General features: G+C 39.6%; 11 protein-coding genes and 1 riboswitch. Of the genes, 6 read left to right on the forward strand and 5 right to left on the reverse strand.

What is annotated here, in order from left to right:
* Positions 1-21 precede the first annotated feature (21 nt).
* Both ICJ55_RS09250 and ICJ55_RS09255 read left to right on the forward strand, forming a co-directional pair.
* Positions 22-591 (forward strand): TorD/DmsD family molecular chaperone, encoded by a 570-nt coding sequence (locus ICJ55_RS09250; RefSeq protein WP_188156537.1) that lies wholly within the window; start codon positions 22-24, stop codon positions 589-591.
* Positions 592-634: 43 nt separating this feature from the next.
* Positions 635-1,027, forward strand: coding sequence for a hypothetical protein (locus ICJ55_RS09255; RefSeq protein ID WP_188156538.1), 393 nt, complete (start codon positions 635-637; stop codon positions 1,025-1,027).
* A 76-nt stretch (positions 1,028-1,103) separates the two neighbouring features.
* Here the strand turns inward: ICJ55_RS09255 and ICJ55_RS09260 are convergent, their stop codons facing one another.
* Positions 1,104-1,712: a DUF2057 family protein gene (locus tag ICJ55_RS09260; protein ID WP_188156539.1), complete on the reverse strand. Its 609-nt coding sequence runs from the start codon at positions 1,710-1,712 to the stop codon at positions 1,104-1,106.
* Positions 1,713-1,850: 138 nt separating this feature from the next.
* Between ICJ55_RS09260 and corC the strand changes: the two genes are divergently transcribed.
* From corC to ICJ55_RS09275, 3 genes are read left to right on the forward strand one after another with little or no spacing between them, the layout of a single operon-like run.
* Entirely contained in the window at positions 1,851-2,750 is a 900-nt protein-coding gene (corC, locus tag ICJ55_RS09265) for a CNNM family magnesium/cobalt transport protein CorC (protein WP_188156540.1), read from the forward strand.
* A gap of 57 nt (positions 2,751-2,807) precedes the next feature.
* Positions 2,808-4,310, forward strand: a complete 1,503-nt coding sequence (gene lnt, locus ICJ55_RS09270; protein ID WP_188156541.1) for an apolipoprotein N-acyltransferase — start codon at positions 2,808-2,810, stop codon at positions 4,308-4,310.
* 20 nt (positions 4,311-4,330) lie between these two features.
* The gene (locus tag ICJ55_RS09275; RefSeq protein ID WP_188156542.1) at positions 4,331-5,746 is read left to right on the forward strand and encodes an L-lactate permease; all 1,416 of its coding nucleotides are present in this window, start codon (positions 4,331-4,333) and stop codon (positions 5,744-5,746) included.
* 114 nt (positions 5,747-5,860) lie between these two features.
* On the opposite strand, the gene ribH is transcribed toward ICJ55_RS09275, so the two are convergent.
* From ribH to ribD, 4 genes are all read right to left on the reverse strand, one after another.
* Positions 5,861-6,325: a 6,7-dimethyl-8-ribityllumazine synthase gene (ribH, locus tag ICJ55_RS09280; protein WP_188156543.1), complete on the reverse strand. Its 465-nt coding sequence runs from the start codon at positions 6,323-6,325 to the stop codon at positions 5,861-5,863.
* A gap of 104 nt (positions 6,326-6,429) precedes the next feature.
* A complete protein-coding gene (locus ICJ55_RS09285) occupies positions 6,430-7,629 on the reverse strand; it encodes a bifunctional 3,4-dihydroxy-2-butanone-4-phosphate synthase/GTP cyclohydrolase II (RefSeq protein WP_188156544.1) in 1,200 nt (399 codons plus the stop codon).
* 11 nt (positions 7,630-7,640) lie between these two features.
* Positions 7,641-8,288 (reverse strand): riboflavin synthase, encoded by a 648-nt coding sequence (ribE, locus tag ICJ55_RS09290; protein ID WP_188156545.1) that lies wholly within the window; start codon positions 8,286-8,288, stop codon positions 7,641-7,643.
* Positions 8,289-9,383, reverse strand: coding sequence for a bifunctional diaminohydroxyphosphoribosylaminopyrimidine deaminase/5-amino-6-(5-phosphoribosylamino)uracil reductase RibD (gene ribD, locus ICJ55_RS09295; RefSeq protein ID WP_188156546.1), 1,095 nt, complete (start codon positions 9,381-9,383; stop codon positions 8,289-8,291).
* Between the two features lie 181 nt (positions 9,384-9,564).
* Positions 9,565-9,690: riboswitch (FMN riboswitch) on the reverse strand.
* A gap of 204 nt (positions 9,691-9,894) precedes the next feature.
* Here ribD and lon point away from each other — a divergent pair.
* Positions 9,895-12,297 (forward strand): endopeptidase La, encoded by a 2,403-nt coding sequence (lon, locus tag ICJ55_RS09300; protein ID WP_188156547.1) that lies wholly within the window; start codon positions 9,895-9,897, stop codon positions 12,295-12,297.
* The last annotated feature ends 58 nt before the right edge of the window (positions 12,298-12,355 follow it).

Here is a 12,355-nt window from a genome sequence, read left to right on the forward strand (position 1 = left end):
TTTATTTGCCTATTTAACATTATGAGCGAAACAACCATTAACGATTTTTCACTACTTTGCCGTCTATTTGGCAACTTATTTTACCGAAACCCAACAGATCCGATTCTAGCAGGTACATTTAATTGGCTTGCACAAGGCGGATTACGCCAACATTGGGCATTAAGCACCGATACTCAAAGCGAGAATGCGTTGAATGTTTTGCAAAAGAGTGCTAACCCTACGCAATTAGAAGCAAGCTATCAAGCACTTTTTGCAGAAAATGGGGCTATTGCTACAACAATTTCTGCCTATGATTTATCTGTTGAAGATTTTCTAACATTCCGCCAAGAGCGAGCAATGCCCGAATTAGAGAATGCTGATAACTTTGCATTATTACTTTTAACTGCTTCTTGGATTGAAGACAATCTTGACTCTACACTTGCACAAAAAACACTATTTGAGCGTTTTTTGCTCCCTTGTGCCAGTCAATTTTTAGGTAAAGTAGAAGCCTTTGATAGTGGTTTTTATAAAGCTCTGGCTCAATTAACCCGTGATGCCTTAAGTGCTATGGCTGATGAGCTTGAAGAAAGCGAGCAAGAAGCAGTAGAATAAACAACCAATTCAACTAAGTGAATTTGGATATGAGGACTTGGATATGAAAATAGCAAAATTAGGTTTAACCCTTTCGCTTTCATTCATTTTAACTGCCTGTGCCTTAACGCCTGAACAACAAGCGGAACGCCGAGCGAAACAAGTAAGAGCGGAACAAGATTTGCAAGTACAACTGGCAAAACAATGCGATGTTGAAGCCGCAGAATTAATGCACCAACAATTTAATCCGCCGCTTAGTCAAACAGAGAAAGAAGAAGCTGCATTTAAAAAGCGTTATGCAGAAAAAGTTAATGACCCAATGTTTCAAGCCTGCTATAAAATGGCGTGGCAAAACTACAAATCCCAGTTAGAACTGGAAGAAATGCGTTGGAATTATGAGAGAGAAATGTATTGGGGTGGTTGGGATAGCTGGCGTTATTGCTATTATTGTTGGTAATAAATACAAGCGGTCATTTTTCTTCGATTTTTTGTAAAAAACTTGAGAAAAATAACCGCTTGTTAAAGCCAAATTCTTATTTTGCGTTTTGCTTCGCCCAATCTAAGAAACGTTTTTGGGTTTCTTTATCCGCTTTTTGGAATAAAAGTTGTAATTCAGCGTCTGAGACTTTATTCGTATCGACAATAATTTGTCCTTTTGCCTCAAACGGTGCTGTCGCAAATTTTTCAACAGACGCAACATTCTTACCTAAATTATATTTACTCAAGTTTTCTTCCACACGCGTACTCGCTAAAAAACCTTCGCCTTTTAAGAAATCTTGCTTGTGAGAAATCACTTTTCCTGAATCGGTTTTAATCGTTACCGTTTGGTTTTCTTGGAATTTACGCAGATCTAATTTTGATTTTAATTTCGGTGTTTCTAATTTGGCATCTTCCGCTGTGCCTTGAAAAGTTAAAATCATTTGATCGGAATTAAAGAAATCACCATCAATCGTTCCCCCAACTTCTACAACAACTTGATGGGTTTTATTTTCACTGATTTGTACCGAAGTTGTCCCTTTTTTTAATCGCTGCCCATCAAAAGCTAACATTTCTACCATTGATGAGGAACTTAATGTGCCGGCGACGCCTAGAGAACTTACAACTAAAGTTGCTGCCGTTAATACCATTTTGGTTAATTTCATTTAAAGCCCCTAAAATAATTTACGAAATAAAAAGATTTTGCCTATCCTATGCTAATTTGAGTGAAAATAGCAATGTTTTATTTGATTTGTTATCGAATTTGCTTATTATAAGGGTAATTTATTTAACCGGAACAAACTATGAGTGATGAACAGCAAAGTATAAATACAACTGAAAAATCGGAGAAAAAATCCATTTTACACTCTCTATTTAGTGGACTTTTTCAAAATGAGCCTAAAAACCGTGAAGATTTGGTTGAGGTCATTCGAGATTCTGTTGAAAATGAGCTGATTGATAGCGATACCAAAGAAATGCTTGAAGGGGTAATGGAAATCTCTGAATTGCGGGTTCGAGATATTATGATCCCCCGTTCACAAATTGTATTTATTGATGCGAATGAACCTTTAGAAACCTTTATTGATGTGATTGTGGAATCAGCCCATTCACGTTTCCCTGTTATTCGTGGTGAAAAAGATACGATTGAAGGCATTTTGCATTCAAAAGATTTACTCAAATATCTGCGTTCCGATTCCGAGCCGTTTAACCTGCAAGAAATTCTACGCCCTGCCGTGATTGTACCGGAAAGTAAGCGATTAGACCGTATGTTAAAAGAGTTCCGTTCCGAGCGTTTTCATATGGCAGTCGTAGTTGATGAGTTTGGAGCTGTATCAGGTTTAGTTACCATTGAAGATATTCTTGAGCAAATCGTTGGTGATATTGACGATGAATTCGATGAAGAAGAAGTGCAGCTGATTCGCCAACTTTCAAGACACACTTATGCCGTTTTACCGCTTACTGATATTAAAAAATTCAACGAATTTTTTGCAACCAATTTCAATGATGAGGAGGTAGATACCATTGGCGGGCTAATAATGAAAGCATTTGGTTACTTCCCAAAACGAGGCGAACAAATTGAGTTAGAAGGCATTGGTTTTAAAGTCACTTCCGCCAATAGCCGCCAGTTAATTCAACTGCGGGTAACACTTTCTGATGAACAGTTAGAAAAAATGGAACAACACTCGCAAAGCGAAGAAGAATAACATTATTTAATTTTAAAAAGGCACGTTTAAGCGTGCCTCTCTTATTTAGTGAGAACTATGAATTTTGCAAAAAAACCTTCAATTTTAACCGCTTGTATTACCGCTTTACTGCTTGGTGCAATCGGGACTTTCGCCTACTCCCCATTTGATATTTGGATTCTCGCATTTATCTCCGCTGCCGGCTTAATTTGGGCTGCTACATTTGAGCAGAGAAAAACCGCATTATGGGCAACATTCGCTTGGTCTATCGGTTATTTCTGCACAGGCGTGAACTGGGTATCAGTGAGTATGACCCAATTCGGTGGTGTGCCGATGATCGTCAGCTATATCGCTGTTTTCCTACTGGCTTGTTATCTAGCCATTTATAATTTGCTCTTTAGCGTTCTCTCTTACAAATTAAGGCTCAATAATCCGTTTGCTTTAGCCGCAATTTTCACTTTGACCGAATATTTGCGTGGCGTGGTATTTACAGGCTTTCCTTGGCTACAATTTGGTTATAGCTTAATTGATAGCCCTTTCGCCGGTATTGCTCCAATTTTTGGGGTAGAAGGATTAACTTTCCTTGTAATAGTAGCAAGTAGCTATTTAGTCAAACTGCTGAAGCAAGAGTGCAAACCACTTAAATCACTTGCCTTACTAGCGGTCATTTTTTCGTTAAGTTTTGCAAGCCGCTTTCTTAACTTTGTGCAAATTGATGAAGAAAAACAACCGCTTGTAGTAAGTCTTGTACAAGGGAATATTGAACAAAAAATGAAGTGGGATCCAGCCCATTTTAACTATAGCGTAAAAACCTACGAGCAACTCATTCTGCCTCATTTAGGTAAAAGTGATGTGATTATTTTGCCTGAATCTGCCATTCCAGCTCTGGAAAATCAAATTGGCGGCATTTTAGGTGCTTTAGATAATCTCTCTCGCCAAACCGGTAGTGAGATTATTATCGGTACACTCTATGAAAATGAAAAAGCAGAATTGTTTAACAGTGCGGCGTTATTAGGACAAAATAAGCCTTATGATTTACACATCAGCGAGCGTTATAACAAACATCATCTAGTGCCATTTGGTGAATATGTACCGTTTGGTTCTGTACTGGATTGGATGCGAGAAGTCTTTATTCTACCTATTAATCTTTCACAAGGTAGCTTTATTCAAAGCCCGATGATGGCAAAAAACAATCATTTTAATCTGGCAATTTGCTATGAAATTATTTTTGGCAATCAAGTTCAACAAAACCAACAAAGCCAAAACGCAGATTATCTCTTGACTATTACCAATGATGCGTGGTTTGGCTCAAGTATTGGTCCGTGGCAACATTTCCAAATGGCAAGAATGCGGGCATTAGAACTCGGTAAACCACTTTTACGAGCAGCGAATACAGGGATTACCGCCATTGTGAATGCAAATGGAAAAGTCATTCAGCAACTGCCACAATTTACAACAGATGTACTTACCACAACTGTTCAGCCAACAAAAGGCGAGACACCATTCAAACAATTCGGCACTTGGTTGATTTATGGATTTAGTTTGATGTGTATAGTTGTCAGTCTGTTTAGAAGAAAATAAACGAAGCGGAAATATTAGTCATGATTTTGCTACACAGCCTCCCCATTATTGTTGTACTCATTTTAATCGCTGTTTTCAAAAAACCTCCGGTTAGTGCCGCATTATTTGGGGCATTATCTGCATTGGTTTTATGGGGATTAAATGTAGCTGATCCGTTTTCTGTTCAAGTTGCACATTCTGTACTTAGCGATACAGCCATACTCTTTTTAACTGTCGCCTTTATTATGGCAACAGGCTTGACTCTTGTGATTTTGCTAGATAAAACACCAACTAATCACGCATTTAATGAGTGGATAAATACATTAAATCTACCTGAATACAGAAAACTGCTATTAATTGTATTAGGAATTGCTCCTCTGCTTGAATCTATGACAGGCTTTGGTGTATCCCTTATCGCAAGCCTACCTATTTTACTTTCATTTTTACCACGCCAAACTGCATTAAAAATTGCCATAACCACGCTTGCAATTATGCCTCTTGGAATGGTTGGTTTAGCCAGTATTATTGGTTCTAGCTTAGTTGATATACCTACTGCTGCTTTAGCTTCAATGTCAGCCCTCATCAGTAGCCCTGTACTGATTTTTCTTACTGGTCTTGCATTGTACTATGCTGGCTTACTCAATCTAAAATTACTCTGCTCTGTAATTGGGTTCGGTACTTTATTTGCCACCGTGCTTTATGTCACTTGTGTATGGATTGGTGTAGAAGTTGCAGGCATTTTTGCCAGCTTATCTGTTATTCTAACTTGTTTTATTGGTCGAAAAGTTCATATACCAAAACAAACTTGGGCATATGGGTTACTTTTTATTGCGATTTTGTTATTAAAAGTCATCGGTTTCTTTTTCGATTTATCCGTTATTATCAAAATAGAAGGGGCAAATACACAATTTGAACCGATGAAATCCCCTGGTTTGGCAATCTTGTTGGTAGCCTTTTTTGTTTGGTGGGCAAATCGCTCACAATATACATTTCATCAGCTTTACACTGAATGGTTAAAACGTGCTTCTCGCCCACTAATCACTATTTTTTGCTTTTTACTGATGTCGCAAATTATGGTTCAAGGCGGGTTTCTGGCAAGTTTTCGCCAACTTCTTAATGATTTACCCACCCATTTTTATGCCCCGCTCTTTACTTTATTGGGTACTATTGGAGGTTATCTCACAGGTTCGACATTAGGCGGAAATATTTTGATAATGCCATCTTTACCAAGCCCTGATGCAACACTTGGTGCGATAATCAATAGCAGTGCAGGACACGCCGCTTTAGGTTCTCTGCCAATGATTGCCCTTATTGCCTCGCTTGCTAAAGCGACAAAAGAGGAAGAACAGAATTTAGCTCGTTTTGCCCTTATGATTATTGCTATGAATACAGTGTTGGTCGCAATAATGGGGACTTTTATTTATAGCCTTGATGATAGTGTTATTACAAGCGGTTAAATTTAATCAATTTTTTGCAAATAGGTGACATTTAAGAAAGGTAATATGAGAAATAAAAAATCTGCACCTTACCTGTTATTCCAAAACATTCAGATGCAGATTATCAGCTTAAAATTAGCCTAGCATTTTTAATAGATTTGCCATTTCAATCGCTACCATTGCACACTCTTCGCCTTTATTACCCGCTTTCGTGCCTGAACGCTCAATAGCTTGCTCTAGATTTTCTACCGTTAAAATACCGTTGATAATCGGCACACCGGTTTCTAATGCAGCACTGCTGATACCTTTTGCGGATTCATTAACTACTACATCATAGTGGCTGGTTGAGCCACGCACCACTGCACCTAAGCAGATAATTGCATCATAACGACCGCTTTGTGCCATTTTTTTCGCTGCGATTGAGATTTCTAACGCACCCGGTACCCAAACAGTATCGATATTTTCTGCTTCCACTCCGTGACGAAGCAATTTATCAGTTGCACCGTTGAGCAGTTGATCAATAAAGATTTTGTGCCAGTTCGTTGCTACGATACCGAATTTTAAACCTGTTGCAATATAGTTACCTTGAAATGTTGCCATTTTTGTTTCCTTCTTTAAAAATAAATTTGATATTTCAATTAAGAGCTACAAGCGGTCATTTTTCACTAAATGTTTACAAATTACCCTTGTGCCAGAGAATTTCATTAAAAATTAAACATATGTCGCATTTTATGCTGTTTAACTTTGAGGTATTCCAAATCGTGTTCATTTGGCTCAACCATAATTGGCTCACGAGCGACCACGTTTAATCCTTGCTCAATAAGTCCTTCAATTTTTGCAGGGTTATTAGTGAGCAAACGAATAGACTTCACTCCTAACTTTTCAAACATTTGAGCCGCAATGTAATATTCACGCTCATCATCTTTAAAGCCGAGTGCCAAATTAGCTTCAACCGTATCCATTCCTCTGTCTTGCAACTCATAAGCACGCAGTTTGTTAATTAAGCCAATGCCTCGCCCTTCTTGGCGTAAATAAAGTACGATACCTCTGCCTTCTACTTCAACTTGGCTCATTGCCGCAGCAAATTGCTGACCGCAATCACAACGTTGAGAGCCAAACGCATCGCCCGTTAAACATTCTGAATGAATACGACATAACACATTTTCGCCATCGCCAATCTCGCCTTTTACCAGTGCTACGTGTTCTTTACCAGACAAGGTTTCAACAAAGCTATGAGCTTTAAATTCACCGTATTTAGTCGGCATATTCACAACCGAAACCACATCAACCAGACTATCGTGTTTTCTGCGATACTCTTGCAGCTGCTGAATAGTAATAAACGGCATATTATGCTCTTTCGCAAAGGCTTGAAGTTCGGGCATTTGCATCATAGTGCCGTCTTCCGCCATAATTTCACAGCAGAGCCCTGCCGGTTTTAAACCTGCAAGACGAACCAAATCTACCGTTGCTTCAGTATGACCATTACGCACCAACACGCCACCGTCTTTCGCCACTAAAGGGAAAACGTGCCCCGGACGACGGAAATCTTCAGGCTTAGCACTCTCATCTAACATCTTCAGGCAAGTTAAAGAACGCTCAAAAGCTGAAATACCAGTGCCTGTCTCAATGTGATCGACAGAAACGGTAAACGCTGTTTGATGATTATCTTTATTCACCACTACCATTGGATGGAAATCCAATCGCTCCGCAATGTCGGTTGAAATTGGCGTACAAATTAAACCTTTGCCATATTTCGCCATAAAATTGATATTTTCCGGTGTGGCAAATTCTGCTGCACAGATGAAATCGCCCTCATTTTCACGATCCGCATCATCACTGACTAAAATAATTTTGCCTGCGGCAATCGCTTGAATAGCTTCTTCTACAGTTGAAAATTTAAACATTATTTACCCTTTTAAAATCCTGCATTTTTTAGAAAATCGACCGTCAATTTACTTGGTGGATTTTCTATCTCTTTTTTCAATAAAAACTGTTCGATATATTTACCGACAATATCGTTTTCTAAATTCACCAGGCTGCCGATTTTTTTCGAGCCCAAATTTGTTTCCTTAATTGTGTGCGGAATAATTGATACACGAAAAGATTGTTCATTTACATCAACCACCGTTAAACTAATGCCATCAATGGTAATTGAGCCTTTCTCAATAATATAACGTAGCAATTTTGGTGAAGCATTAATGCGATACCAAGTAGCATTATCCGCAGGGGTAATTTCAGCAACTGTGCCTGTACCGTCAATATGACCCGACACAATATGCCCACCAAAACGCCCATTTGCTGCCATTGCTCGCTCAAGATTAACAGGGCTGTTGAGGCTTAATTCGCCGAGCGAAGTGCGTTTTAGTGTTTCTGACATCACATCTGCGGTAAATTGCTCTTTCGTAAAAGAGGTTACCGTTAAACAAACACCATTTACTGCAATGCTATCGCCTAATTGCACATCAGTAAGCACCTTTTTCGCTTTGATGGTAACAACCGCAAATTCGCCTTGCTTTTTGATTTGTGCGATTTGACCAACTTCTTCGATAATACCTGTGAACATTTATTTTCCTTGCTTCACTTCATAATCTAATAAAATATCTTCACCGATCAGCTCGGTAGATTTCAGTTTTAATTTGACCGCTTGGGCTAACTCGCCTATTCCCTCTCCGCCGATTGGGGTTTTAGCATTTTGTCCACCCACCAATTTGGGGGCGATATAGCAATGCACTCTGTTTACACAACCTGCTTTTAATGCACTGAAATTCAGGCTTGAACCGCCCTCAATTAATAAACTGTCAATTTGCATTTCGCCTAGTTTTTGCAAAAGATCGAGCAAATCTACCCGCTTGTTATCGGATTTTGTTACTATAATTTCCACTCCACATTGTTGATATGCTTCGTGGGCTTTCACATCGTTATTCAATGTTGCAATAACTGTGCGATACTCTTTTGCTGTTTGTACTAATTTGCAATCTAGGGGCGTTCTTAACTGACTATCACAAACAATTCTCACGGGCTGCTTGGCATTTGGCATTCGGCTATTGAGCATAGGGTCATCAGCCAATACTGTTTCAACACCGACCATAATTGAGCTGTATTGATGGCGGGTTTCCTGTACGTTTGCACGAGCTTGTTCGCCCGTAATCCATTTTGATTCGCCTGTACTTGTGGCTATTTTTCCGTCTGCCGTCATTGCATATTTAAGTAATACATAAGGACGTTTGGTTTGAATATAATGAAAAAAAATCGGATTTAATTCATCACATTCTGCCCGCATAAAATCTGCAACGACCTCAACCCCTGCTGCTCTAAGCTGCTCTGCTCCTTTACCTGAAACAAGTGGATTTGGATCACGAGAGCCGATAAAGACTTTCTTAATGCCCCGCTCAATCAATAAGCTAGAACAAGGTGGTGTTCGCCCATAGTGGCAGCAAGGCTCAAGCGTAACGTAAGCGGTAGCCCCTGTTAAATCCTGCTCGGAGCGTAAAATCGCATTGCGTTCGGCGTGCCACTGCCCATATTTTTCGTGGTAGCCTTCAGCAATGATTTCGCCGTTTTTCACAATCACACAACCAACCAAAGGGTTCGGATGTGTCCAGCCTTGGGCTTTCTTAGCAAGTTCAATGGCATAAGCCATATATTGAGCATCTTTCATATAAATTTTTGATAAATTGAGGGCGTGATGAAAGGATTATTTTCAACACAAGCGGTGAAATTTTAGGAAAACTTTGCAATTCCGCTTGTAGTTAAAAATAACGAAGCCTTGAAATCTTACGATCTCAAGGCTTGCAAAAAAGGAATAAAAAAACAACCGCTTGCACGGTGCTTTCATATTATAACCTCTTCTTCCATCCAGACTATACTGTCGGTACCGGAGTTTCACCGGTTCCTGCTCAACCTTTTTCGTTTCGCTCGCGGACTTTACCGCCGATCGGGAATTTCACCCTGCCCTGAAGATTAAAATTGGTAGGAATTCTGCTCGCATTCTAAGTTTATGTCAAGCAAGAAATTGAGCAAATTGATCGGGTTTTAACGATTGATTAAATCGTCATCATCTACTGTTTAAGGCTGTTGAGTTTTTTTAATATAAATCAAATTTTCCCTTGTTTTTCCCAAATTCGTCCTCATAATGGGATAACGATATTTTAGATAGAGAGAGCAAATTTATGGCACCAAGAAAAAAGAAAGCAATTGAATTACCACTACTTCCATTGCGTGATGTGGTGGTGTTCCCTTATATGGTTATGCCGTTATTTGTAGGTCGTGAAAAATCAATTCAAGCCCTACGTTCGGCGATGGATTCGAATAAACAACTGTTTTTAGTTACTCAACAAGACCCGAATAAAGAAGATCCAAGTAAAGACGATATGTATTCGGTTGGCGTAACGGCTAACATCATTCAAATGTTAAACTTGCCGGATGGCACGGTAAAAGTGCTGGTTGAAGGTCAAACTCGTGCAAAAATCGAGCAAATTCACGATGATGAAAACGGCTTCTGGGCGGCAATTCAGCCTATTTATTCTGAATATGATGAAGAAAATGAAGAATTAAAAACTATTGCTAAAACAACTTTAACCGAATTTGAAAATTACGTTAAAAATAATAAGAAAATTCCAGCGGAAATTATTCCTAAACTGCAAAAAATTACGCTTGAAGATCGCTTAGCAGATACGATTGCCTCTAACTTAATTGCCCCTGTAAAGAAAAAACAGGAACTGCTAGAGCAACCGAATCTCATTGCTCGTTTTGAAGCCTTATTAATTGCGATGGCAACGGAAATGGATACCCTTGAAACGGAAACCCGTATCCGTAATCGTGTGAAACAGCAGATGGAAAAAAACCAGCGTGATTACTATCTCAATGAACAAATCAAAGCTATTCAGAAAGAGTTAGGCAATGGTGATGATGTTGAACAAAGTGAGTTAGATAAGCTCAAAGAAAAAATTGATGCGGCTAAATTACCAACAGATGTAAAAGAGAAATTGGATAATGAATTTAAAAAGCTAAAAGCAATGCCGCAAAGCTCGTCAGAGGCAACGGTTGTGCGTACTTATATCGACTGGATTTTACAAATGCCTTGGCATAAAAAATCGGCGGTAAAGAAAGATTTAGCTAAAGCACAGGAAATTCTGGATAAAGACCATTATGGTTTAGAACGAGTGAAAGATCGTATTGTGGAATATCTTGCGGTACAAAGCCGTTTAAATAAATTGAAAGGTCCAATCCTCTGCTTAGTTGGTCCTCCGGGTGTTGGTAAAACCTCACTAGGGCAATCTATTGCTAATGCAACAGGGCGTAAATATGTGCGTATGGCATTAGGTGGTGTGCGTGATGAGGCGGAAATTCGTGGTCATCGTCGTACTTACATTGGATCAATGCCGGGTTCTCTAATGATGAAAATGGCGAAAGTTGGCGTTCGTAACCCACTGTTTTTATTAGATGAAATCGACAAAATGGCACAAGATATGCGTGGCGACCCTGCTTCAGCATTACTTGAAGTGCTAGATCCGGAGCAAAATAAAGCCTTTAACGACCATTATTTAGAGGTAGATTACGATTTATCTGATGTAATGTTTGTGGCAACTTCAAACTCAATGAACATTCCACCTGCATTGCTAGATCGTATGGAAGTCATTCGTCTTTCAGGCTATACCGAAGATGAAAAAATGCACATTGCTCGCGATCATTTACTAGCTAAACAGCAAGAAAATAATGGATTGCAAGAGGGTGAACTCACAGTGGAAGATGGTGCAATTTTAAGCATTATCCGCTATTACACCCGTGAAGCCGGTGTGCGTGGGCTTGAACGAGAAATTGCTAAAATTTGCCGTAAAGCAGTAAAAGCCTTGGTGCTAGATAAAAAATTGAAATCCATCACGGTTTCGGAAAATAATATCGAAGAATACTTAGGCGTGAAACGCTTTGACTACGGCAAAATGGATAGCCAAAACCGTATTGGTGAAGTTACCGGCTTAGCGTGGACAGAAGTAGGCGGTGATTTATTAACCATTGAAACAGCCTCTGTGGCGGGTAAAGGTAAATTCTCTTACACAGGCTCACTTGGCGATGTAATGAAAGAATCTATCCAAGCGGCAATGGTTGTCGTTCGTTCTCGTGCAGATAAATTAGGGATTGCTGAAGACTTCCACGAAAAACGCGATATCCACGTTCACGTACCGGATGGTGCAACGCCGAAAGATGGTCCAAGTGCCGGTATTGCAATGTGTACTGCTCTGATTTCAAGCCTAACAGGCAACCCTGTTCGTAAAGAAGTGGCGATGACTGGCGAAATCAGTCTGCGTGGGAAAGTATTACCAATCGGCGGCTTAAAAGAGAAATTACTCGCAGCCCACCGTGGCGGTATTACTACCGTGATTATCCCGAAAGAGAATGAAAAAGACTTGGAGGAAATCCCAGAAAACGCAAAAGCTGCGTTAAAGATCCACCCAGTGGAAACCATTGATGAAGTGCTGGCAATTGCTCTTGAAAATCCACCGATGGGAATTGAAGTGTTACCAAAGGCAGAAATCAAAGTGAAAAAAACGCGTGCTAAAGCAACGGTTCAATAATAGCAATAAAGGTGCAGCAATGCACCTTTATGTTTTTCAGGATACAAGCGGTCCATTT

Origin of the sequence: Mannheimia bovis (assembly GCF_014541205.1) — a bacterium.
GTDB lineage: Bacteria > Pseudomonadota > Gammaproteobacteria > Enterobacterales > Pasteurellaceae > Mannheimia > Mannheimia bovis.